This is a genomic window from Paraflavitalea soli (genome assembly GCF_003555545.1).
Taxonomy (GTDB): Bacteria; Bacteroidota; Bacteroidia; order Chitinophagales; family Chitinophagaceae; genus Paraflavitalea; species Paraflavitalea soli.
The window spans coordinates 4,914,209-4,938,095 of sequence record NZ_CP032157.1 but is presented as its reverse complement, the minus strand read 5'-3'; the positions used below and the strand labels follow the sequence as shown (position 1 = coordinate 4,938,095).

Annotated in this window: 17 protein-coding genes; 5 read left to right on the top strand and 12 right to left on the bottom strand. The window is 47.7% G+C overall.

The window, feature by feature from the left end; genetic code table 11:
* Window positions 1-38: 38 nt before the first annotated feature.
* A complete protein-coding gene (locus D3H65_RS18490; protein ID WP_119051734.1) occupies window positions 39-1,295 on the bottom strand; it encodes a DEAD/DEAH box helicase in 1,257 nt (418 codons plus the stop codon).
* A gap of 332 nt (window positions 1,296-1,627) precedes the next feature.
* Here D3H65_RS18490 and D3H65_RS18485 point away from each other — a divergent pair, with 332 nt between their 5' ends.
* Window positions 1,628-2,059, top strand: coding sequence for a MarR family winged helix-turn-helix transcriptional regulator (locus D3H65_RS18485; RefSeq protein WP_119051733.1), 432 nt, complete (start codon window positions 1,628-1,630; stop codon window positions 2,057-2,059).
* 42 nt (window positions 2,060-2,101) lie between these two features.
* Window positions 2,102-3,016, top strand: coding sequence for a hypothetical protein (locus tag D3H65_RS18480; protein ID WP_119051732.1), 915 nt, complete (start codon window positions 2,102-2,104; stop codon window positions 3,014-3,016).
* Window positions 3,017-3,133: 117 nt separating this feature from the next.
* On the opposite strand, the gene D3H65_RS18475 is transcribed toward D3H65_RS18480, so the two are convergent.
* Entirely contained in the window at window positions 3,134-4,447 is a 1,314-nt protein-coding gene (locus D3H65_RS18475; RefSeq protein WP_119051731.1) for a Gfo/Idh/MocA family protein, read from the bottom strand.
* Between the two features lie 96 nt (window positions 4,448-4,543).
* Here D3H65_RS18475 and D3H65_RS18470 point away from each other — a divergent pair, with 96 nt between their 5' ends.
* Window positions 4,544-5,407 carry a diacylglycerol/lipid kinase family protein gene (locus tag D3H65_RS18470; RefSeq protein WP_119051730.1) on the top strand — a complete coding sequence of 288 codons (864 nt, stop codon included), beginning with the start codon at window positions 4,544-4,546 and terminating at the stop codon, window positions 5,405-5,407.
* A 167-nt stretch (window positions 5,408-5,574) separates the two neighbouring features.
* Here the strand turns inward: D3H65_RS18470 and D3H65_RS18465 are convergent, their stop codons facing one another.
* The 7 genes from D3H65_RS18465 to rpsF form a co-directional block, all read right to left on the bottom strand.
* Complete coding sequence (locus D3H65_RS18465; protein ID WP_119051729.1) at window positions 5,575-6,441, bottom strand: universal stress protein; 867 nt, start codon at window positions 6,439-6,441, stop codon at window positions 5,575-5,577.
* A gap of 44 nt (window positions 6,442-6,485) precedes the next feature.
* Entirely contained in the window at window positions 6,486-7,862 is a 1,377-nt protein-coding gene (locus D3H65_RS18460) for an HAD-IB family phosphatase (RefSeq protein WP_119051728.1), read from the bottom strand.
* Between the two features lie 389 nt (window positions 7,863-8,251).
* Entirely contained in the window at window positions 8,252-8,623 is a 372-nt protein-coding gene (locus tag D3H65_RS18455) for an RNA recognition motif domain-containing protein (protein WP_119051727.1), read from the bottom strand.
* A gap of 314 nt (window positions 8,624-8,937) precedes the next feature.
* Window positions 8,938-10,560, bottom strand: a complete 1,623-nt coding sequence (locus tag D3H65_RS18450; protein ID WP_119051726.1) for a L,D-transpeptidase family protein — start codon at window positions 10,558-10,560, stop codon at window positions 8,938-8,940.
* A gap of 181 nt (window positions 10,561-10,741) precedes the next feature.
* On the bottom strand, window positions 10,742-11,188 hold the full coding sequence (rplI, locus tag D3H65_RS18445; RefSeq protein ID WP_119051725.1) for a 50S ribosomal protein L9: 447 nt from the start codon (window positions 11,186-11,188) through the stop codon (window positions 10,742-10,744).
* 90 nt (window positions 11,189-11,278) lie between these two features.
* Window positions 11,279-11,545 (bottom strand): 30S ribosomal protein S18, encoded by a 267-nt coding sequence (rpsR, locus tag D3H65_RS18440; protein WP_119051724.1) that lies wholly within the window; start codon window positions 11,543-11,545, stop codon window positions 11,279-11,281.
* Between the two features lie 3 nt (window positions 11,546-11,548).
* Window positions 11,549-11,905 (bottom strand): 30S ribosomal protein S6, encoded by a 357-nt coding sequence (gene rpsF, locus D3H65_RS18435; RefSeq protein WP_119051723.1) that lies wholly within the window; start codon window positions 11,903-11,905, stop codon window positions 11,549-11,551.
* A 371-nt stretch (window positions 11,906-12,276) separates the two neighbouring features.
* Between rpsF and D3H65_RS18430 the strand changes: the two genes are divergently transcribed.
* The gene (locus D3H65_RS18430; RefSeq protein ID WP_119051722.1) at window positions 12,277-14,994 is read left to right on the top strand and encodes an alpha-L-rhamnosidase; all 2,718 of its coding nucleotides are present in this window, start codon (window positions 12,277-12,279) and stop codon (window positions 14,992-14,994) included.
* A 72-nt stretch (window positions 14,995-15,066) separates the two neighbouring features.
* Here the strand turns inward: D3H65_RS18430 and D3H65_RS18425 are convergent, their stop codons facing one another.
* A complete protein-coding gene (locus D3H65_RS18425; protein WP_162915710.1) occupies window positions 15,067-18,324 on the bottom strand; it encodes a T9SS-dependent choice-of-anchor J family protein in 3,258 nt (1,085 codons plus the stop codon).
* Between the two features lie 603 nt (window positions 18,325-18,927).
* Between D3H65_RS18425 and htpG the strand changes: the two genes are divergently transcribed.
* Entirely contained in the window at window positions 18,928-20,835 is a 1,908-nt protein-coding gene (gene htpG, locus D3H65_RS18420; protein ID WP_119051720.1) for a molecular chaperone HtpG, read from the top strand.
* 170 nt (window positions 20,836-21,005) lie between these two features.
* On the opposite strand, the gene recJ is transcribed toward htpG, so the two are convergent.
* Both recJ and D3H65_RS18410 read right to left on the bottom strand, forming a co-directional pair.
* Window positions 21,006-22,712 (bottom strand): single-stranded-DNA-specific exonuclease RecJ, encoded by a 1,707-nt coding sequence (recJ, locus tag D3H65_RS18415; protein ID WP_119051719.1) that lies wholly within the window; start codon window positions 22,710-22,712, stop codon window positions 21,006-21,008.
* Window positions 22,713-22,865: 153 nt separating this feature from the next.
* Window positions 22,866-23,828, bottom strand: coding sequence for a polyprenyl synthetase family protein (locus D3H65_RS18410; RefSeq protein WP_119051718.1), 963 nt, complete (start codon window positions 23,826-23,828; stop codon window positions 22,866-22,868).
* Between the last annotated feature and the right edge of the window lie 59 nt (window positions 23,829-23,887).

Below are 23,887 nucleotides of genomic sequence, written 5' to 3'. Positions count from 1 at the left end.
CTTTCCCAAAGGAAAGGCCTGTATAGGTAGATGACAGATTAACGGTTGAAAGAATGGTTGCTGTTGAATCGCTTCTTGAAACCATTATTACCGTTCCTGTTGCCACCGCCGCCGGCTGACTTCTTTTGAATAGCGGGCTGGGGAGCGATAAACGTTTTGGCAGCAGGGAAAGGATGTTCTTCCACTACCGGGATAGATTGCTTAATGAGCTTCTGAATGTCTTTCAGGTAAGCCCTTTCTTCTGCATCACAAAAGGAGATGGCGATACCACTGGCGCCTGCACGACCAGTACGGCCAATGCGGTGAACATAGGTCTCCGGTACATTGGGCAGTTCATAGTTGATCACGTGTGTGAGGTTGTCTACATCAATACCCCTTGCGGCGATATCCGTAGCTACCAGGATGCGTATCTTGCCATTCTTGAAATTGTTGAGTGCATGTTGCCGTGCATTCTGTGATTTATCACCGTGAATAGCATCGGCTTTAATACCTGCACGCGTCAATGCTTTGGCGATCTTGTCGGAGCCGTATTTGGTACGGGCAAAAACGAGGGCGCGTTCGATGGTGGAATTCTCCAGCACATGGATCAGCAGAGAGCGCTTGCTGTCCTTATCAGTGAAATATACTTCCTGGGCGATCTTTTCTGCAGTAGAGGATACAGGGGTAACTTCTACTTTAATGGGATCTTTCAGGATCGTATTGGCCAGGCCCGCAATTTCAGGGGGCATGGTAGCTGAGAAGAACAAGGTTTGCCTTTTAACAGGAATACGGGCAATGATCCGCTTTACGTCATGAATGAAACCCATGTCCAGCATACGGTCGGCTTCATCCAATACGAATAATTGCAAGTGCTGCAGGTTTACGAATCCCTGGTTGAGCAGGTCAAGCAGGCGGCCTGGTGTGGCAATCAGGATATCTACCCCATTTCTGAGGGCGTTGACCTGACTTCCCTGTGATACACCACCAAAAATAACCATTTGGTTAAGGCCGGTATATTTACCATAAGTCCTGAAACTTTCTTCTATCTGGATAGCCAGTTCACGCGTTGGCGTGAGTACCAGTGCTCTTACGGCACGGGGGCCTCTTTGAGCAGGTTGCTGGCTATGCAATAATTGTAATACAGGGATTGCGAAAGCGGCTGTTTTGCCGGTGCCTGTCTGGGCGCAGCCCAACAGGTCTTTTTGTTGTAATACGATAGGGATAGACTTCTCCTGGATGGGAGTTGGGTTAGTATACCCCGTGTCCTTCAGCGCCTTTAATAAAGGCTCCTGAAGATTCAGTTGATCAAATGTCAAAATGATAGTTTTTAATAAATAATTTGTTAACTATCGGCTGCGTGGATGATAACGAAGGAGAGAGTTAACTGTTTGTCTCATCAACCTATGACTTGATGAGTTTTCTGTGTGGGGAAAAAAAATCCAGTCTGCTAAGAGTGAGAATGATGTGCAAAGATACTATAATTTTTCATATGTACTAATAACGTATTGTTAAGTTATTGCAATAGACTGGTTAGCAGGCCATACGCCCGCTTGCGCGGGGCGGTAAAAGTAACCGGCCGACACTTATATGCCGAAACAATTTTGTAATCAGCCGGGACCTGCTTAATTTAGTTGTAGCTACAACCAATATGAAACCGGAAGGCTTAGATCAGAATATTATCTTCTTGTGTGCGGAGTTTTCCCACAGGTTCGGCCAGGTACTGGCGGCGGCCTTCAAACAGCACAATATCGACGTTACTGCCGAGCAGTTCTCCATCCTGGTAGTGCTCTGGTACAAGGATGGCATCAGTCAGAAAGAGATCAGCGAACAGCTCAACCGTGATAAAACGACTATTACCCGGGTATTGATGAACATGAAGAAAAACAAGCTGATCAGGCAGGTAACAGATGCTGCCGACAACCGCTCCAACCTCGTTTACCTCACTGCCAAAGGAAAGGAGATACAAAAGGCAGGGGTTAAAGTATCCGGAGAACTGTACCTGAAGGTATTGAAGTCCATTCCCCAGGCCCAATTGCTTACCAGTATCAATGTTTTACAAAAGATGACAAACGCTTTGTAAATTTAAAATAGATGTATATACAACTTATTTAAACAGCCAGTTATGAATACCTCTTCTTATATTATGAAATTCTTGTTATTATTTACCTACCTCACCGCTTACACAAGCTTATTAGCGCAGGAAAGACAGGTGGCCGGCCACCTCTTTCCCAGGAAATACAAAGTGGGTGACCGGTACCGCTACCGGTTAACGACTGAGCAATCATACAATGGTAAATGGAATGCCACTACCGTGGTGGTAATGGAACTAACGGTAGTGCTGGATAGTGCGGGTATGCCCTGTGATGAAGTGCGCAGCCTTTCCAAAATGGTTTATATGCCTGGTGATACTACCAATAAAGATGCTGAAGCACTCGCCGTGCAGCCCTACCGTATATCCCTGCATCCGGATGGATCGATCGCGATCCCCAAAATAGAAGTGCCGGGCATGACCGGCCCCATCACTGACTTCATTACTTTTTTTGTGGCGGTGAGTCCGCAGTCGCGCATTACCACTTTAGAAAATAAAGGAGACAGCCTGGTGAAAAAGGAACCGGTAAAAGGCAACTTTGCCAATGGGAAGAGTATCCTCTACGGGGAAGACTGCCTGGCTATTACAGCCTATATAACCGATGTTGCCAGTCATGAGGTAAAGCTCCGTACAGCGTTTCTTCCTCCTGCACAGCCTTGTCTTGGCTTTCTTGTGGATGATATGGAGAAGCCGGTAGTGGCTGGTGTACGCAATAACTTTCAGATGGTGCAACCTGCCTCACCTGGCAAGTACAATGTACAATTTGGAAATGAACTGTTTTACATCAACAGCACAGTAAGCCGGAAGGATGGGAAGATCACGGCAGCCGATATGTCCAATACTCTCCAACTCAGTTTGCGGATCAATTGCGACAGTACGTATAAAAACTGGCAAACGGAAATACCCTTCCATATTCAGCGCAACCTGAAATTGGAATTGTTGCTTTAAGGATGGTCATCCTGTGTATGGTGAGCCGCCCTTTGAGGGCGACCCACCATATGAGAAATGAAAACGAGACAGCTTATGCAGGCTGTCTCGTTTTGTACTATCTCAAAAGAAATGCGCTTACACTTTAGGTTCCCAGCCTTTCTCATATTCTCTTCTCCAAAGCTTCATGGCTTTTTTATCGTTGAGGATATGTCCATTGGTGGGATCGGTGTGCAGTGTTCTGCCCGTACGCTGCGAGATATTGGCCAGCAGGCAAAGCAATACACTTTTGTAACCTTCATTAACAGGGGAGTTGAGTTTATCTTCACCCCGGATGCTGTTGACGAAGTTATTGAAATGATAATAATCCAGGTTGCCTGTAGAGCTTACCAGGTTGCCGGAATCTCCTTTTACATCTGACTTAACTTCCTTGATCAGTTTCTTATTGTTGTCGAAGATCTTATAGTTATCTGCTCCGTAATTGACCAACGTGCCTTTATCACCATAAATGATGAAGCCCCTGCCGGCGCCTTCCACGGGGAAGTCATTGCAGCTCCTGCTTTCCCAGGTAATGGCTTTCCCGGGGCCAAATTCAAAAGTGGCTACCTGTGTGTCGGGCGTTTCCCAATCGTCTTTAAAAGCATAACGGCCGCCGGCGGAGGTGACCTTGGTAGGGAAGTCTACGCCCAGGAACCAGCGGCAGCAATCAATCTCATGCGTGCCGTTGTTGCAGGTTTCGGAAGTACCCCAATGCCAGAACCAATGCCAGTTGTAATGTACCAGGTTGTCCTGGTAATCGCGGCGGGGAGCGGGGCCTTGCCATAGGTTAAAGTCCAGGGTCATGGGTACGGCTACTTTATTGCCATGACCAATAGATTTGCGATTGTTGGCATACCAGCCCTTGCCCAGGTATACGTTGCCAATAATACCTTCGCGTACTTCTTTCACCGCATTGATAAGCGTTGGGAAGGAGCGGCGCTGGTTGCCCATCTGGATCAGCTTCCCGTATTTATTCATGGCCTGTACCAGCAATTCGCCTTCATAGGGATTGTGTGCACAGGGTTTTTCCACGTATACATGTTTGCCGTGGGTAACGCCCAAAATAGCGGCAGGCGCATGCCAGTGGTCGGGGGCAGCTACTACCAGTCCATCGAAATCGGTCTTTTGTACCAGTTCACGGATGTCTTTGATAACAGTTGGTTTCCTGCTGGCCTGGGCAAATGGTTTCAGGCCATTCTGAATGGCTTTTTCTTCTACATCGCAGAGGTAGGCTATTTCCACATTGGGTATTTTGGAATAACATTCTGCGAGGTAAGCGCCCCGGCTATTGACGCCCATCACGGCCAGCACTACTTTATTGCTGGGGGCATTTTTGCCAAATACGGGGAAGTTGAGTATGGTGATGCCAGCGGCCGCTACCGAGGTGTTCTTAATAAAATCCCTTCTTTTCATGAAACAATCATTTAGTAGGTATATTAAAGTTGTTGGGTCGGTGATATTAAAATAACTTATCTTTTAAGCACATTCATTGATTGATTTGCACGCTGTATGATCCATTCCTTCAACATTGCCATCGTTTGCAATACCCTGGCCGGAAGTGGTTATTCCACTGTTCTCACCCGTCAACTGCAGGAACTGCTGGAAAGCCAGCACATTCCCTGTACGGTGTTTATGGACGACTGGCCAGCTCAATTTACCGGCTTTTCCGATGTCTTTATACTGGGGGGCGATGGCACACTCAATCATTTTATCAATCAGTATCCAAATATATCTATTCCCCTGTCAGTATTTAAGGGTGGTTCCGGAAACGATTTCGGCTGGAAGTTATACGGCAACCTTCCCTTCGAAGCCCAGGTGAGAAGGGCGCTCGAATCTGCCCCCAGCCCGGTGGATGCCGGCCGCTGCAATGGCCGTTTATTCCTGAATGGCGTAGGTATAGGCTTTGACGGGGAGGTGGTGAGATCGATGGGTAAGAAACGCATTATTAGCGGTCACCTGGCTTACCTGGTTACGGTGATCAGGAAGATCTTCTTTTACCGGGAAAAGGTGCTGGAACTGGCATACAACGGGCGTAAAGAGCAGGGCAAATACTTCCTGATCAGTATTGCCAATGGCTCGCGTTATGGAGGGGGATTTATGGTAGCGCCCCAGGCTGTCGTCAATGATGGCTGGCTCGACCTGGTGATCATCCGCAAAATACATCCCATAAAAAGGTTCTTTTACCTGCCCCGGGTAGAGAAAGGGAAGCACATCTCATTGCCCTTTGTGAAAGTAGAGAAGGTAACACAGGTAGTCATAAAGGCTGAAGAGTCCATTCCCGCCCACCTCGATGGTGAGTTGATAGAACACAATGAGTTTACGATCGAACTACTGCCGGGTAAGTTCCTGTTCCGGGGACAAAGAAGTGAGTAGAAAGTCAAGAGCAATGAACCGGGAGTTAAGCGTACAAATATACTGAAAGGTGGGCCGCCCTGCAGCGCTGCAAATGCCGCACAGCAGGGCGACTCACCTTAAACAACATGACACAATAAAAAAGCCCTGCCATATAGGAAGGGCTTACAAACCACTAAAAAAACGACTTAAGACGCTGAAACGCTTTCATTCTTCTGGTCAACCGTGATAACGGGAATATTTGAACCATAAGACAATATCTTCTTGGTGATCCTGCTCCACCAACCCGGTAAATGGAATTCTTTGAACGGATTGGCCATGATGAGGTCTGCATTGATCCTTTTGGAAAAATCAAGCGTACTCTTGGCCAGGTTCTTTCCTTCCAGCAGGAAGGACTGAACAGGTATGGTAGACAGGCTTTGCACTACTTCCAGTGCTTTGTCCATAATGTTTTCGGCTGCATTGCCATCTTTATCGTTGCGCAGCGATACCAGGTAAACCGTAGATTTAAAAGAACGGGCAAGCATGGTGGCCAGTTTGATGCGGTGCATAGGCAGCTCATCGGTCAATGGCAGTACGATCTTCTTGAAATGACTTACCAGGCCACTGGAACGGATAGCCAGTACAGGAACATTCGTTTTGCGCGCCAGCATGCTGATGGATACTGAAGAAAGTATCCGGTGTATCAGGTTGAATTTTGCCAATCCCACCACTACCAGGTCCATTTCATATTGTTGAATATATTTTGCCAGCTGCTGGCTGGTATTGCCCTGCAGGAGGCTGATCTCGATTTTGCCACCACCGCACAAATGCTGGCGGTACAAGTCTTTCAATGCTTCCAGTTTCTTGCTGGCATTGTTCATCTCGGCTGCACGGCCGGGCATGTTCAGGCTGGTCTCTATGGGCAACAACGGCAATAGGTTGTTGGATACCACGTGTACCAGGTGAATATTACAATGAAAGGTATTGGCCAGCTCTATGGCTTTGGAAATAGCCCATTTGTTCTTTCCGGTAAAATCTACCGGCACCAGGATATTGTAAAAGGCTTTTGGCATACGCGGCTTTTTTTAAGGTTTACAATTGAGTGATTGTTGTTTTTTTAGGCCATCGAAAGCAAGGGTTCAAAACTATTTTCACGAATGTTCTTCTGAGCAATTGATTCCAGTAATTCATCTTTGGTACAGAAAGCCACTCCTTTACCGGCATGACCCACCATACAACGGTCATCGCGGCTATCGCCTACGGCCATGCAGTTCTTCAATTGCACACTATACTTTTCACAGGCATACTGCAGGGCGTTGGTCTTACAATAGGAATGGCCGCAAATGCTGTCGGGTGAACCAAAGAAATAAAACGGCAGGTTTACTTCACCGGTAGCTTTGCCTTCAAAGAATTCAAGCTGGTTGGCATAGGAGAAATCGGCATCGATCTGCTGGCGCACATAATTGGTGATCAGTGTATAGCTGTTGCTGATGATGCCAATGATATAACCTTTCTCTTTGAGTTGTTTTACTACTTCTTTGATATCGGGTACCATGCTGATCTTACTGGCCACATTGAGCATATCATCCATGGTGCGGCCTTTTAGCAGCATGCCAATGCGCTTGGTAAGGATGATAGAGTCTTTTTCCTGTGCGCGCAGGTCTTCGAGCTTACCGGTGAACCCAAATTCTTTTGCAAAAGCATCGATGGTCCTTCCCATAAGGATGGTATCATCCATATCGAATACCACCATTTTGTGAAAGCCACTCAGCTTTTCGCGGAGCGTTTTGTTCATTTCACTGTTGATGGTTTCCAGGGAATGGATCTCTTCTTCGCTGATCTCTTCGGGATGCTGGCGTTGGGCCTTGCTGATGATGGCGCGGGATACTTCCTTGCTCATTTTGCCAAGGGCCTGCCAGGGCTTGCTCTTGTTCTCTATATAACCGATATTGACTTCTTTGATGCGGGCCTTCATGAGATACATGTCGATCAGGATACCGATGTCGACGCCGTAGTCATTGAAGAAATCAATTTTCCTGAAGTAAGATTTCTTACCGGCAATCATGCCGCTGAGGGGCTGGGAGAAATAAGAGAGGCCGGGATAGAATATGTTTAATAAAGGTTTTGCTACCAGTTCAGTTACCCTGCCTGCATTGCGGGCAAAGCTGCCTTTTACAAAATCGGCTTCATCATTGATCAATGGTGTTGCGAGACCTGTGATAGTGCCTTCGGGATAGGGATCAATATCGCCATCGAGGAATATAATGATCTCATTGGTGGCTTGCTGAATGCCATCTTTCATCGAAATGCCTTTACCGCGCACCTGGCTTGTGATCAACTTAGCGCCTGCTGCTGTAGCCGCTGCTGCCGTATTGTCTTCTGATCTATCATCTACCACAATAACTTCCGTTACCTGTGGCTGTTGCCTACAAAACTCAACAACACGGGCAATGGTTTTTTCTTCATTCAGAACGGGTATAATAACAGTTAGCACTAGTACCTCCTTTTGTAAATTCTACGATTATGATTAGTAAAAAATGCAGCTTTTATTCCACAAAAACAGCATGACTAACAAGGTTCACCTTATATTGACAAAAGCCATGCCCCGACTGTGTTGATTAGATTAATTTTCTGTGTCGTGAATATGTCTTAACGACCTGATTGAATTGGATTTCAAACGATGAATAATTTCAGCTTTGAATCTTTAGAGGCGATTAAAACGATATTAAAATGGAATTAAGAAAGCTGCGAGCGATGAACTGCGAGCGGAAAAGCTTTCGGTAAGAAGGCTGAGGGGAGAGGAGGATCAGGGAGTTATGGGCAATAAAAAATCCTTCTGAGTGATCAGAAGGATTTGTGTGTATACAAAGAGATTTAATTTGATTAATAATCCCTGTTGTAACCGCCGCCGCCGCCGCCGCGATTGAAGCCACCTTTTTTGTAGCCACCGCCGCCGCCGGAACCACCGCCGCCGAAGCTTCTTTTCTTGAAGCCGCCACCGCCGCCACCTTGAGGTTTAGGCTGTGCTTCGTTAACGATGATCTTTCTGCCGAGTACCTCTGATTCGTACAAGCTGCTCAGTGCATTTTGTGCTTCACCGTCTTCAGGCATTTCTACGAAACCGAAGCCTTTGCTACGGCCGCTTACTTTGTCCTTAACGATTTTTGCAGAAGTAACAGAACCATATTGTTCAAATAAGGTTCTCAGATCCTCGTCGGTCATTTGCCAGGAGAGGTTCCCTACGTAAATGTTCATTGTAACTAAAATTTTTAAAGTGCTGAAAAAAACCGATAATGACAATAGTTACTGCAATGAACTGAGGAAACCAGGATATTAGGTAAGACACTTCAGAACACGAGAACTAAGTACATTAATCAACTGTGAAGATAGTAAAATAATTATGTAACCAACAAAATTATTCCGCTATTCCTTTACTGGGGCGGATTTGGGAGGTTTGGCATATTTAAAACGCTGTAAACGTGGAGAAATTGCCCGATTCAGACGTATAGAATATAAATTCCATTGGGAATGCACAGAATGCACGTCTGCACTGATCTATATACGATTATTTACTGCATCATTGTTTTGGCCAACCGGCCATCGCGGTTATACACATCCTGCCGGAAATTGAGCTTGCCATCTGATGTAACAAAGGCGGTGAAATAACCAATAAATACAGGCATCGGATCTTTGAGTGTAACATACTGTTCCTTGCCGGCATTCATTGCCCTGGTGATCTTGTCGGTGGTCCATTCAGGTTGATGTCTCAACAGGTATTCGGCCAGTTTCTTAGGTTCGGCCAATCGGATACACCCATGACTGAAAGCGCGGTTCTCGCGCCCGAAAAGGTTCTTGGAAGGGGTATCGTGCAGGTAAATATTGTAACTGTTGGGAAAGAGGAACTTAACAAGCCCCAGGGAATTGGCAGGCCCGGGCTTCTGGCGGTAGGAATTGCCCACTTTCTCCATCCGGTGACTGGCCAGGTAGTTGGGATTGCGCCGAATGCCGGGCAACACCTCATTTTTGAGGATACCGGGCGGAATATTCCAGTAAGGACTAAATACTACATATTTCATTTCTCCGTAGAAAATAACGGTTTTGTGTACTGCCTGCCCCACTACTACATTCATGTTCCACAATGCGGAATCGTTGTTGAACACGTATAGTTTATAGTCGGGGATATTGATAACGAGGTATTCGCCCATTGGCCGGGCGGGTACCCAGCGGCAGCGTTCCATATTGACAACGATCTGCTCAATACGCTGGTTCACAGGTACGTTCATTTCCCTGATCACGGCTGGGCCAACTACGGCGTCTTCATTCATACCAAAACGGCGCTGGAAGCTCTTGATGCCCCGGGCTAGCGTTGAGTCAAATAGCGAGCTCCCATCATCCGGAGGAAGGTCGCCGGTAACGTGCAGGTACGCGCGTATCTGCTTAATGGCGGTTCCGGAATCACCCAACTGGTATTTCTTCTTATCGGCTTTGATGGTGGGCCACCCCCCCTGGCTGGCAATCGTCCGGTATTCTTTCAGCTGGTCTTTTAGTTTGTAATACTGGTAATACAAGGGCTCATCGGCTAGAAAGGAATCGGTAGGCGAGCGGAGCAGGGAATCGAGCAGGGCATCCTTTTCTATTTTTTTGCGGGGCAGAAACCAATCCATGGCCTCTACCTCTTTTTGGGGCAGGCCCTGCCACACATGACGCGCATAATAAAAATACTGGGCAGTGAGCATAAGCTCTGTATTGATATCAACAGAAGGGGCCGTGGTCCTGTCGTTGGTTTTATTTTGCTCATCCGCCACGAGGGTATCGAAAGCGCCCTTATACAATACTTTCTGGGACAGGCCTTCATCGGCAATATTTTCTATGCGATTGAGCAGGTTACCTGCCTGCTCAATAATACCCAGGCTATCGAACCAGGCATAGGAGAACTGGCGGCTGTTGTAGAACTTTTGAATATCGCTGCCATACTCTTTCAGCAAAGGGTATTGAGACAGGAACTGGCCGATCTGCGTGCTGTCGAAGCGCATGGAGCGCTGGGGACTGAAATTGCCGGGAATAGAAGGGTCAATATTGCTTTTGGCAGGAAGGGTGTCTTTGGCTGTTCTTACATAAGGTTTCTTTTGCGCGTCCCGGCAGGCGCCAGTCAGGCAGATCAGTGCAAGGTACAGGATACTGTAAATACGCATTGTGAAGGATTGTAATATAAATATACGGAAAGAAGCATACAGAAGACAGAATTTAGCATACAGAAGGGGAGGGGATGGAAAGGTGAGAAGTTGACAGGTTGACAAGGAAGGCAGGATAGGAAGGTATAAAAAAACCTTCCCGGATGGGGAAGGCTTTTTTAAAGAATGTATAAGACGAGGATTACTCGGCTACCACTTCAAATTCAACTTCAGTGCTGTTGCCATTACCGAAGTCAACGGTTGCTTTGTAAGTACCCAGTTCTTTTACTTCATCCACGATAGAGATCCTCTTGCGATCGAGCTCATATCCTTTTTGCGCACGGATAGCACGGCTGATCTGTAAAGAAGTAACGCTACCGAAGATCTTGCCACTGGTACCGGTCTTAGCACCGATCTTCAGTACGCCATCTTTCAGTTTGGCAATTACCGCATTTACTTCTTTCAGCATTGCCTCTTCCTTCTTACGGATCTGCTTCATCCTTTCTTCCAGTTGTTTCAGGTTGGAAGGATTGGCTTCAACCGCAAATTTCTGCGGGATGAGGAAGTTACGGGCATAACCATTGCGCACTTTCACTACTTCATTAGCGCCGCCCAGGTTGTCTACGTCTTGTATCAGGATGATGTCCATGATGTTGTTTTTGTTCACCGTTTCCCAATCTATCCCGACTTATAGGAGGGGACGACTGTCTACCCGTTCGTCACGGGATTAGGGTGAGGTTTACTTTAATAGATCCGTTACATAAGGCAATAATGCCATCTGGCGGGCTTTCTTAACTGCCTGCGCTACTTTACGTTGGTACTTCAGAGAGTTACCGGTAATGCGGCGGGGGAGCATCTTGCCCTGGTCGTTCAGGAATTTCTTCAGAAATTCTCCATCCTTGTAATCAATATACTTGATGCCATATTTCTTGAAACGGCAGAATTTCTTCCGGGGTTTCTCGGTTTTAATGGCGGTCAGGTACTTAATTTCATTTGCTTTTGCCATGTGTTATCCCTCCACTGCTTTTTCAACTCCTGTAGGTACACCACTTCTCTTTCTTCCATTATACTCGACGGCGTATTTATCGAGTACAGTGAACATGTGACGGAGCACATTCTCGTCACGAAGCAATTGAATTTTCAATTGCTCATTGAAGCTGGATGGCGCGTTGTATTCCAACACCCAGTACAAACCAGTGGTTTTTTTCTGGATGGGATACGCCAGTGATTTCAGACCCCAGGGATTGGTGTGCACAATTTGACCACCATTATCAGTAATGAAGGTGGTAAATTTCTTCTGAGCGGTTTTGAAGTCCTCTTCAGAGAGCACAGGGGTAAAAATCACCATCAATTCGTAATTGTTCATGATCCCTGTTTAATTGTTTAGAAAAAAATTGATTAAATCCCCGTCGCTACCGGATTTCAGCCCAAAGACTGATATTTTTTGCTAAGGGGCTGCAAAGATACAATGTTACAGGGACCTGGCAAAGCGATACTTAAAGTTTTGATGGGTTATAAAGGAATAAATAATTATTGATTGTCAACTGATTATGCCAGATTGGGCAAAGGTAGGTCTTTTAATCAGGCCATAAGCCCCTTTTCAGCCGCCTGGTGGAGTGTCCGTCCGCTCCTGTCGGCACGGCATGTAAAGTCACCGATAATCCTTCAGCTATAACCTTTTAGTACAGCAATAAACTTTATCTTACAAGGCCTAACGGATCCCTGACAATTAGAACTATGAGAACATTCCTGCACCCCTTTTTTTGTTGCACCTTATTGTTTTTTTTGTGTCTGCTGCCGGCTGCGCATGCTTACACCCCTTCCAGGCCAGCCGGCCTAAAGGTAGAATACCTGGTCAACCCCATTGGTATTGATGCTGCCCAGCCACGTTTTTCCTGGCGCTTGATAGATGAGCGTACCGGCGCAAAGCAAACGGCTTACCAGTTGTTCCTCTCCACGGATTCACAGGACCTGAAGAAGGGAATGGTATGGCAATCGGCCAAAATAAGCGGTGCTGCCAGCCTGGTCGCCTATGCCGGCAAATCGCTGCAGCCCTTTACGCGGTATTACTGGCGGGTGGATATTTGGGACAAGGATGGTTTGCAAGCAAGTTCCGCCATCGCCAGTTTTGAAACGGGTATGATGGATAAGCGCAACTGGCAGGGCGCCTGGATCAGTGATGTAAATGATGAGGCCGTAAAACCGGCCGGTCAGTTCAGGAAAGTGTTTGAAGCGCCTAAAAAGATAAGGTCGGCAAGAGCCTATATCGCAGTGGCGGGCTTGTACGAATTGTACATCAATGGACAGCGGATCGGTGATCAGCGACTGGATCCTATGTATACACGATTTGACCGGCGCACGTTGTATGTAACACACGATGTAACGACGCAGTTGCAAGCCGGTAAAAATGCCATTGGGGTATTATTGGGCAATGGCTGGTACAACCACCAATCTACCGCTGTATGGTATTTTCACAAAGCTCCCTGGCGCGCAAGGCCGGCTTTCTGCCTGGACTTGCGCATTACCTATGAAGATGGTTCTATAGAAACTATTACTTCGGGCAAGGATTGGAAAACAGCGCTGGGGCCTGTTGTTTTTAACAGCATTTATACGGCGGAACATTATGATGCCCGTCTTGAACAAGCGGGTTGGAATACGGCAAACTTTGATGATAGCAAATGGAAGGCTGTTCTGCTGCGTGCTGCACCTTCCAACAATATAGTAGCGCAGGCCCTGCATCCCATTCGTGCAGTAGAAGAGATCGCACCGCAATCGATGAACCGGATCAGTGATACGGTCTATGTGTTTGACCTGGGCCGGAATATTTCGGGTGTGAGCCGGATAAAAGTGAGTGGGGAGGCAGGTACTATTCTCCGGTTGAAACATGCCGAACAGTTGTATAGCAATGGCCGTGCTGATCTGTCTAATATCGATGTACACTACCGTCCTACTGATGACAAAGACCCATTCCAAACAGATATTTTTATCCTGGCCGGAAAAGGGGAGGAAAGCTTTATGCCCCGCTTTAATTACAAGGGCTTCCAGTTTGTAGAAGTGACCAGCAATAAACCGGTAACGCTTACCAAGGAAAGCCTTACAGGTTATTTCATGCACAGCCAGGTGCCGGTAGCGGGCCAGATCAAATCATCCAACAATACGATCAATAAAATTTGGTGGGCTACCAATAATGCCTACCTGTCGAACTTATTCGGTTATCCTACAGATTGCCCGCAGCGGGAGAAAAATGGCTGGACTGGTGATGCGCAGATCGCTATTGAGACCGGCCTGTATGGGTTTGATGGGATCACGGTGTATGAAAAATGGCTGGCCGATCACCGGGATGAGCAGCAGCCCAATGGTGTATTGCCTTCCATCATTCCCACAGGCGGCTGGGGGTATGAATGGGGCAATGGTCCCGACTGGACCAGCACGATTGCCATTATCCCCTGGAATATTTACCTGTTCTATGGAGACAAGAAACTGCTGGCGGATTGTTATGACAATATCAAACTGTATGTAGATCATATCAATGAACTGTATCCTTCGGGGCTTACTACCTGGGGCCTGGGCGATTGGGTGCCGGTGAAGTCAAAGAGCCCGGTGGAGTTTACCTCTACTGCTTATTATTTTGCCGATGCTACCATCCTGGCCAAAGCAGCTAAGCTATTGGGTAAGGAAGCGGACCATAAAAAATACAGTGCACTGGCCGCTAAAATAAAGGATGCATTTAACGGGAAATACTTCAATAAAGACAAGTTTACTTATGGCTCAGGATTACAAACAGAACTAAGTGTGGCTTTGTATTGGGGATTGGTGCCGGTTGAACATAAAAGTAAAGTAGCGGAGACGCTTGCGAAGCGGGTAGAGCAGGATAATTTCCACCTGGATGTGGGATTGTTGGGCACCAAGGCCATCCTCAATGCGTTGAGTGAAAATGGCTATGGGGATGTGGCCTATAAACTGGCTGCCCAGGAAACATATCCCTCCTGGGGCTGGTGGATCGTGAATGGCGCTACTACGTTATATGAGAACTGGGATATCAATGCCGGATCTGATCTTTCGCGCAACCATATCATGTTTGGCGAAATAGGTGGATGGCTGTATAAAGGAATTGGTGGCATTAAACCAGATGAAGGAGCCGCGGGCTTCAGGAACGTGATCCTCGAACCAAACTTTGTAGCAGGGCTGGATCAGTTTGAAGCGGTGCATGAGGGCCCTTATGGGAATATCATTGCTACCTGGAAAAGAAATGCCGGCATGATCAATTGGTCGGTAACAGTTCCTGCCAATTCAACGGCTACCATTTATCTTCCTGTAGCCGATGGACAGCAGTTGTATGAAAATGGGAAACTGGTCACGGGTGCGGGCGGTGTTATTCGTGGTGCTGGCAGGAATGGTTGGGGTAAACAGGTATACCAGGTGTCGGCGGGTACATATCATTTTGAGATCAGATAAGTTGTTGAAAATATAAAAGCAAATGGCCGGTTGGGGGGCTCACCCGTTACCGGCCATTTTTTATTGGTTGATCTATTTGATCATGATCTTCTCTGTCCTCGTGCCATCGGCTCCGCTGATCTTCAGGAGGTACATTCCTTTGGATAGGCTGTTTACCTTGAAGTCAACGGTTTGGCCAGTGGCTGCAGACAGGTTGCGCTGCCTGAGCAAACGGCCATTGAGGTCCGTAAGCTGGATGCTCAAGGGTGCAGGGTTGTTTTGGATATTAATGGTTAAGGTGTTGGTGACGGGATTGGGACCAAAACTCAGGGAGAAGTTTTTACCCATTACTAGTTTCACGATAGCAGATAGTTCTGCACGGCCATCGAGGTCTACCTGGTTAAGGCGGTAATAATTGTTGCCCTGCAATGGTTGTACATCTGTAAAAGTATACCGGATAGTGGTGGTTGTATTGCCACCTGCTTTTACTTTTCCGATCGCTGTAAAGTGAACGCCGTCTGCGCTTCTTTCTACAATAAACTCCTTGCTGTTGTTTTCCTGTGTTGTTTTCCAGTTCAGTTCTGCCTGATCGTTTTTCCTTACAGCCGTGAAGGCTGATAATCTTACGGGCAGTAAAGCACTGAGGTCGAAACGGGCTATTACAGGGTAGTGGTCGGAAGTAGTGATGGCATAATCGGTGATCACATCTTCCATATCCTTGCGCAGTTGTATGGAACCTGCTACAAATACTGCCTGCAATTCATTGGATACGACCATATGGTCAATCACATCACTATTGGCCTTGGTGCTCCGCAGTCCTGCCTTACTCAGTGGCAACGAAAGCGCTTTGTAGCTATCGGCATCGGTTGAATCGCTGATGAGTGTAGTGTAGGAAGAAACAGGTCCACCGCCGGCAGGAGCTGAGATAGAAATATCCAGGTCATCATTATAATCACCGAGTATGATCACATTGGCGGTGCTGAATTGGGCATCAAGGGTGTCTTTCAATTCGTCGATGCCGGCTTTGCGTGCATTGTAATCACTGAGTGCATCACCCGATTTTCCATGCAGCACAATGAAGTTGATATTCCGGGTAACACCATTGATGGTAGCATCTGCATTGACCAGGAAGGGAAAGCGACCACTGGCCCAATTGGAGCTGGCCGAGGGGCTTGATTGCATTAATCCGCGGGCGCTCACATTGCTCAGTACAGCTGTTTTGTACACGAGTGCCAGTTTTTGGCCGGTGGCATAGTTGCCGCTGCCGGGGTCGGGCGCAGAGGAGGTGTAGTAAGATATTTTATAAGCATACCCGGGCAGGTTATCTACCACGGCTTTCAGGCGCAGGGTATCGACCACTTCTTCCAGGGCATATACATCGGCGCCGAGGTTTTGCAGCACCTGCTGTACATTGGTTTGTTGAAGATCGTTATCCGTAGGGCCCTGTGAACCGCCAAACCATTCTACGTTCCAGCAAATGATATCCAGTGTGCTGGTTCCTGTTTGAGAACTGCCAAATACCGGGAAACTGCGGGACAGGCCGGTGGCATCCAGGGTGATCACGCCGGCATAGTCTGCATTGTTGGCAAGGGGCGCCAGGCGTGTGTAAAACGTATGGGCGCCGTTGGCCTGTGCAGGAGTTAATACAATGGAGCCTGAACCAGTGGTGCCATCTGCCGATACTTCAAAGCCTGCCGGAGCAGTGATGGTAAGGTTGTTGGTAATATCGGCTGCTTCATAGTCAATCGTTCTCCAGGGAGAAGGACTACCGGTGGAAGCTACCCCAAGGTTCTTATAATAGTTGAATACTTTGGCGTAAGGGACGGCTGCTGTGGCAGCATTGAAGATTTGCACATCATCAATGCTCCAGCGTGGGCCTTCCAGGGAAGTGGAAGTATACACCCAGGCCAGGTATACGCCTGCCTGTTTGTATGCGGACAGATTGATGCTGTCGGACAATGTCCATACATCGCTGTTCTCATTGGGGAATTTACCAGCCAGGCTGGTCCAGGTGGCGAGGGCGGGATCACCGGAACCACTATAATTGGTGGATACTTTTAATTGCAGGCCGGGCCCTTCAAAGCGGGTGCGGCTATAAAAGCGCAACAGCGGAATATTATAAGCAGTGAGATCGAGTGCGGGCGATATCAACCAATCCTGGTTGGGGAGGGCTGTAAGGCCGGCATTCATTTGCAGGGCTTTGCCACTGCCCCTGCCAAAATCGGAACATGCCCAGATAGAATCGGCGGCATTACCGGTCTCATAACTATATTGGGTAAACCCTCCATCCAGGGCCGGGTTGGCGCAGGTATTGAAAGAATAGCTAAAGCTGCCGCCGGGGCCCTGGGTTTGAAAACGCCAATAAGTGCTATCGGTAATACCACGGAATGCATTAGCTGCAAAGTCATTAAATACGCCACTATCCATTTTGATATAATAATCGGTAAGGGGAAGGAGACCGCTTACAGGGAAGGAGGCTTCGTTGCCGGTAACGGAAGCGCTGGCGGCGGGAATGGTTTGTACGATGCTGTTATCGGATGCCAGTTGAACATAAATATTACCCATACCCACTGCCACATTTTCAGTGAAGGCGATGGTAAATAGTCCGCTTTGTGGTACACCTACGGATCGATTCAAAGGGGTAAGCCTGGTGATGGTGGGAGGATCTGTATCAACACTAAATGTAAAAGTAAGATCGAGGCTGTCAATGGCCAATCCGTGGTCATTACCGGCATCGTTGATGTCTTCCCAGCGAAGCATGATCTCCTGGCCTGAGCCTACAGAAAGACCGGTAAGGGTAAAATCGAGGTTGGTAAAGTTGGCATTGCCGTCTACCGCGGCGGCAGTTGCGCCTGTGACGGGGCTGGTAAAGGTTAAGGCGGGTACACCTGTGTAGCCTGGTGCGGTAAGACTGGTGACGGTGGCACCGGAGAGCCAGGCGAAGCTGAGGGGTTGCGCAGCGGCATTGCCGCCATTGCGCCATTGCTCACCCCGGTATTTTACCCGGATGGAGCTGATGCTCTGCAGGCTAAAGTTTTTCAGGCGAACGCCATAGTACACGGTGCCTGTGCCACCCGAGGCAGCTGAACCCAGTGCTCTTTCGGGGTCGGTGCCGGTGCCAAAACTGTAGAGTGATCCGGTATTGGAGGTTCCGGCGCTGGCATTGTAAGTAGTTCTGGATGAATACCAACCGGTAATGGTGGTGTTATCGGTCCAGCCATTGTTGGTGCCGGAAGCAGCCAGGCCATCGAAATTTTGGGTGTAAGTGGTACTGGTAATACTTACCTGTGCCCGCAGTGGTTGGGTTGCCAGGCATAGGAATGCCAGCATGATCAAGTAGCTTTTTTTCATGTAATAGTTTTTGATTAACGGTGATGGGGTACTGACTGGAACAGGATCTATTCCACAGGATTGGATGGGGAGTTGAGGGTGGGTTGTACGCGTCAAAGATAATTGGGGGAACATTACCTTAATGTTATGGATACACGGAAGTTTTCAACAGTGCTTTTTTTCAGGTGATTGGGTATTGGTAGGTCTGGCGGAGGTTGGTGCGGGTGACCGACCTGGGGTCTACGCGGCTGATATACGGCAGTACAACGGCTTATAAGCGAAGGATATACGAAGGTATATCGCTATAAGGTCGCTAAAAGGTCGCTGTGAGGTCGCTGAAAGGCCGCTAAAAGTTCGTTGTGAAGGCGGTAAAACGTCCCTGTAATGCCGCTTTAATGTCGCTATGGCAGTGAGCGGCCGGTTGTTGCTATACCCAAAAGCAGGAATTGGCGGGAGGAAAATGATCCTGGCTGGTGAGCAACCTGACTGATGAAAGAAAGAGCTGATGACAAGTCTTAAGTTACAATAAATTTGCCGAATCTGATCTTTATCAAACTGACATTTTTACCGGTTTGGGTGGCTGGCATTTTCTTTGGTGGCTACTGAACAAAACCTGCTTATTATATGCAAAAAGGAACGATACGGGTACAAACAGAGAATATATTCCCCATCATTAAAAAATTCCTGTACAGCGATCACGATATTTTCCTTCGTGAGCTGATCAGTAATGCGGTGGATGCCACCCAAAAGCTAAAAACGCTTTCTTCCATTGGTGAGGCCAAGGGAGAACTTGGTGAGCTGAGGATAGACATCAAGTTGGATGCTGAGAAAAAAACGATCACGATCTCCGACAGGGGCGTGGGTATGACTGCCGAAGAGGTGGAAAAATACATTAACCAGGTGGCTTTCAGTGGCGCCGAAGAGTTTGTAAAAAAATACAAGGGCCAGAACGAGAACAATATCATCGGGAAATTTGGTCTTGGCTTTTATTCCGCCTTTATGGTGAGTGATAAGGTAGAGATCTTTACCAAAAGTTTCCGCGAAGGCGCTACGGCTGTACGCTGGGAGTGTGATGGCAGTCCTGAATATACGATCGAGGATACGGAGAAAGCCGACCGCGGTACAGATATCGTATTGTATATCAACGAGGAAAGCAAAGAGTTCCTGGAATCAGCAAGGGTTGAAGCGGTATTGCGCCGTTTTTGCCGCTTCCTGCCTGTGCCCATTTTCTTTGAGCCAAAGGCCGGGGAAGAAAAGAAAGAAGATAGTCCCGCACCTGCACAGATCAACAATACGCAGCCTGCCTGGACACGCAAGCCTTCTGAACTGACGCCCGAAGATTACCAGAACTTCTACAAAGAATTGTATCCCTATCATGAGGCGCCCTTGTTCTGGATCCATGTGAATGTGGATTATCCGTTCAACCTGACGGGTATCCTGTATTTCCCGAAGATCAAGCAGAGCTATGAAATTCAGAAAGACAAGATCCAGTTGTACAGCAATCAGGTATTTGTAACAGATGAGGTGAAGGACATTGTACCGGAATTCCTGATGCTGTTGCATGGTGTGATCGATTCACCGGATATTCCGCTCAACGTGAGCCGCAGTTACCTGCAAGGCGATCCCAATGTAAAGAAGATCAATAACCATATTACCAAAAAGGTAGCGGACAAGCTGGAAGAGATCTTTAATAAAGACCGTGCTTCTTTTGAAGATAAATGGGATAGCCTGGGATTGTTTGTGAAGTATGGGATGATGACGGACGACAAGTTCCAGGAGAAAGCCAATAAGTTTCACATTTTTGAAACTGCTTCTTCCACTGCCAGCGAAAAGAAATTCTATACACTGGAGGAACTGCGCCTGGCCACCGAAACCTTGCAAAAGAACAAGGATGGCAAACTGGTGATCCTCTATACGACCGATCCTGTACAACAGGATGCCTATATTAAAACTGCCGAAGCCAAAGGTTATATTGTTGTGAAGCTGGATACGATGGTCGATGCTGCCTTCCTCAACCAGATGGAGCAGAAATGGAGTGATGTACATTTCAACCGGGTGGATGCAGATATTGCTGATAACCTGATCGACAAGCAGGAAAATACAGCGTCTGTACTGAGCAAAGATGATGAAGGCAAGCTGAAAGACCTGTTCAATATACAGCCGGCCAACCTGCACGTAACCGTGGAAGTGAAAGGATTGAGTGTGGAAGCTCCTCCTGTGGTGGCTACCCGTCCTGAATTCATGCGCCGGATGAAAGACATGGCGGCCATGCAAGGACCCATGGGTGCTTTTTACGCCAATATGCCGGATGAGGTTACACTTACAGTAAATGGTAACCACCCGATATACCAGGGCGTGCTGGCGGAAAATGATCAGGAAAAGCAATCGAAGACAGTGCTTAACCTGGCCGACCTCGCCTTGTTATCCCAGGGATTGTTGAAAGGAAGCAACCTCACCAACTTCATTAACCGCAGTGTAGAACTGATGGGTGGAGAAAAGAAGGGGAGTGCTGTAGCAGAAGAAGCGCAGTAATGAATCTATTGCTTCGATAGCAGAACCTGTCCCGCTTTGCGGGATTTCTCCCTGCGGTCGAAATGACATAGAAGAGGTATGACATAGAAGAGAAATGACATAGAAGAGATATAAAAGAATGCCGGACGGGTAAGATCGTCCGGCATTCTTTATTTTAGTCGTTCCAGTTCTTATGCTTCAGAGAGCCTGAGGTCAATTACTTTTAGTTGTAAATGTTTTTCATCATTCCACACATTCTCATCGAGGGTGAAAACGATATCGAGTGGCTTTTGTTCCTGCAGCAGGTGGAACTTACGGGCCATATTGAACCCAATGCCATTGAACAGAATATTGTCCTGCCGCAGGGAGAATTTAATATGGTTGTCTTTCACCACTCTTGAATAACCGCTGTTCATTACATTTTTGGTCACCCATATCGGCTTCAGGTTATCCGGTCCGAAGGGCTCCATCTGGTGAATGATGTTGTAAAAAGCCGGTTTCAGGTCTTTGAATGGGATCTCCCCGTCGATGATGATCTCCGGGATCAGCAGGTCGGGGGTGATGGTAGCTGCCACTACTTCTTCAAAGCGGGCGCGGAAGGCATCCACATTGCCCGGTTCAAGGGTCATACCGGCCGCATAAAAATGACCGCCGTAGCCCAGCAGGAGGTCCTTGCACTGGTGAATGGCTTCATATACATTGAAGCCGGCCACACTGCGTGCAGAACCTGCCACGTATTCACCGGATTGTGTGAGTACGATGGTAGGGCGGTAATAATGATCGATAAGCCGGGAGGCTACGATACCTACTACGCCTTTGTGCCAGTGGGGTTGATAGATGACCGTTGACTTGCGTTGCAGGAATTCGGTATTGCCTTCTATAAGGGCCAGCGCTTCATCGGTAATGTTCTTATCGGCTTCTTTGCGGTTGGTATTGTCCGAATGCAGCATCTCGGCGTATTGATGGGCTTCTTCTCCGCTGGAAGCAATGAACATCTGCACTGCTTTGCGGGCATCGTCCATGCGCCCGGCGGCATTGACCCGGGGCGCTATCATGAATACGAGACTATTGATAAACAGGGCCGATTCCAGTTTGCTGAGCAACTTCAGGGCGCTGATGCCATAATTGGGGCGCTCATTGGCTTTCTTTAACCCAAAAAAGGCAAGGATCCGGTTTTCCCCGGTCATGGGTACAATATCGGCAGCGATGGCCGTGGCTACGAGGTCGAGGTATTCCTCAGCTTCTGCTGCCGGAAGACCCAGGCGTTGGGTGAGGGCCGAGATCAGTTTAAAGCCTACCCCGCAGCCACAAAGTTCCTTATACGGGTAAGGGCAATCCGATTGTTTGGGATTGAGGATGGCTACTGCCGGGGGAAGGATGGCATCCGGGGTGTGGTGATCACACACCACAAAATCAATCCCCAGTTCCTTGGCATAAGCGATCAGATCGACGGATTTGATGCCACAATCCAGGGAAATAATGAGGGTAAATCCGTTTTCGGCAGCAAAGTCAATACCCTGTTTGGAAATGCCATACCCTTCGCGGTAGCGGTGGGGGATATAAAAGTCTAGTTTTTCAGGGTCATAGTGCTTTTTCAGGAAGCTGAACATGCAGGACACGGAGGTGATGCCATCCACGTCATAGTCTCCGAATACCAGTATTTTTTCCTGTTGGTCAAAGGCAGTAAGGATACGGGTCACTGCTTTTTCCATATCTTTCATGAGCCAGGGATCATGAAGATCTGAGAGCTGGGGACGGAAATATTGTTTGGCGATGGCGAAGTCGCTTATACCACGCTGTACCAGCACTTTACACAAGGCGGGATGTATTTTCAGGGATTCGTATAACGCTGTTACTTTGCCTTCATCTGCTGTCAGTATATTCCATCGTTTCTGCATGATAAATAGCCCAATGTGTTAATCCCGCAGAAGCGGGACGGGTAATGAAAATTTGAAAATGACAGGCTCTGACAGCAAGGAAACTCCTAATCACGCCTAATTTGTTCCCTGCCAGCAGGCAGCTTCAAATTAGCTGATAATCACATTTTCAAATTAATACTTTCTGTCTGTGGTAAACCGGACCAGTTCTTCCAGGCCCTGCTGCACTTCCGGGTTATTAAATTCCTGTAATATACTCAAAGCCTCGTCACGATAGGCAAACATCTTTTGTTCGGTGTATTCGATACCCCCGGCCCGCTTGACGGTATCGATAACTTCCTGAACCTTCCCGGCATCCTTATTGTGGTTTTTGATAATGTAAATAAGCCTGCGGCGGGTAGTGGCATCAGAATTGTTAAGAGTGTATATAAGTGGCAGGGTGAGTTTTTTTTCTTTGATGTCGTTGCCGGTAGGTTTGCCGATGGAGTCGCTGCCATAGTCGAACAAATCGTCTTTGATCTGGAAGGCAATCCCCACTTTTTCGCCGAAAAGGCGCATTTTTTCAGTGGTGGTCTCATTTTGGGTGACCGACCAGGCGCCGGCAGCGCAGGCGGAAGCGAGCAGGGAGGCGGTTTTGCCGGTTATGATCTCAAAATAGACGTCTTCTTTAAGGTTGAGTGTCCGGGATTTTTCCAGTTGCAGCAATTCTCCTTCGCTCATACGGCGGATTGCGTCGGAAAGTATCTGGAGGATCCTGAAATCAGCATGGTCTAGTGAAAGGAGCATCCCTTTTGCCAGGAGATAATCGCCTACGAGCACGGAAATTTTGGTTTTCCACAGTGCATAGGTGGAAAAAAAGCCCCGGCGTTCCAGCGATTCATCCACCACATCGTCGTGTACCAGGGTGGCAGTATGGAGGAGTTCGACCAGGGAGGCTGCCCGGTAGGAGGAAGCGGTTACAGGGCCACATAACTTGGCGGCGAGGAGGACAAACATGGGTCTCAGTTGCTTGCCTTTGCGGTTTACAATGAACCGCATAATACGGTCCAGCAAAGGCGTTTGGCTTTTAACTGCTTCCCGGAATTGTTTCTCAAATTCAGCTAATTCATCGCGTAGTATAGCCTGTGATAGTTTCATTTATTGCAAAAGGAACGGCAAATTACTATTTTACTTCGTAAGTAAGACAGTAAATTGGC

What these genes read in the sequence shown, in the direction of transcription:
- D3H65_RS18485 (WP_119051733.1), top strand. Translation starts at nt 1,628, where the DNA reads ATGAAACCGGAAGGCTTAGATCAGAATATTATCTTCTTGTGTGCGGAG.
- D3H65_RS18480 (WP_119051732.1), top strand. Translation starts at nt 2,102, where the DNA reads ATGAATACCTCTTCTTATATTATGAAATTCTTGTTATTATTTACCTAC.
- D3H65_RS18475 (WP_119051731.1), bottom strand. Translation starts at nt 4,447, where the DNA reads ATGAAAAGAAGGGATTTTATTAAGAACACCTCGGTAGCGGCCGCTGGC.
- D3H65_RS18470 (WP_119051730.1), top strand. Translation starts at nt 4,544, where the DNA reads ATGATCCATTCCTTCAACATTGCCATCGTTTGCAATACCCTGGCCGGA.
- D3H65_RS18465 (WP_119051729.1), bottom strand. Translation starts at nt 6,441, where the DNA reads ATGCCAAAAGCCTTTTACAATATCCTGGTGCCGGTAGATTTTACCGGA.
- D3H65_RS18455 (WP_119051727.1), bottom strand. Translation starts at nt 8,623, where the DNA reads ATGAACATTTACGTAGGGAACCTCTCCTGGCAAATGACCGACGAGGAT.
- D3H65_RS18450 (WP_119051726.1), bottom strand. Translation starts at nt 10,560, where the DNA reads ATGCGTATTTACAGTATCCTGTACCTTGCACTGATCTGCCTGACTGGC.
- rplI (WP_119051725.1), bottom strand. Translation starts at nt 11,188, where the DNA reads ATGGACATCATCCTGATACAAGACGTAGACAACCTGGGCGGCGCTAAT.
- rpsR (WP_119051724.1), bottom strand. Translation starts at nt 11,545, where the DNA reads ATGGCAAAAGCAAATGAAATTAAGTACCTGACCGCCATTAAAACCGAG.
- rpsF (WP_119051723.1), bottom strand. Translation starts at nt 11,905, where the DNA reads ATGAACAATTACGAATTGATGGTGATTTTTACCCCTGTGCTCTCTGAA.
- D3H65_RS18430 (WP_119051722.1), top strand. Translation starts at nt 12,277, where the DNA reads ATGAGAACATTCCTGCACCCCTTTTTTTGTTGCACCTTATTGTTTTTT.
- D3H65_RS18425 (WP_162915710.1), bottom strand. Translation starts at nt 18,324, where the DNA reads ATGAAAAAAAGCTACTTGATCATGCTGGCATTCCTATGCCTGGCAACC.
- htpG (WP_119051720.1), top strand. Translation starts at nt 18,928, where the DNA reads ATGCAAAAAGGAACGATACGGGTACAAACAGAGAATATATTCCCCATC.
- recJ (WP_119051719.1), bottom strand. Translation starts at nt 22,712, where the DNA reads ATGCAGAAACGATGGAATATACTGACAGCAGATGAAGGCAAAGTAACA.
- D3H65_RS18410 (WP_119051718.1), bottom strand. Translation starts at nt 23,828, where the DNA reads ATGAAACTATCACAGGCTATACTACGCGATGAATTAGCTGAATTTGAG.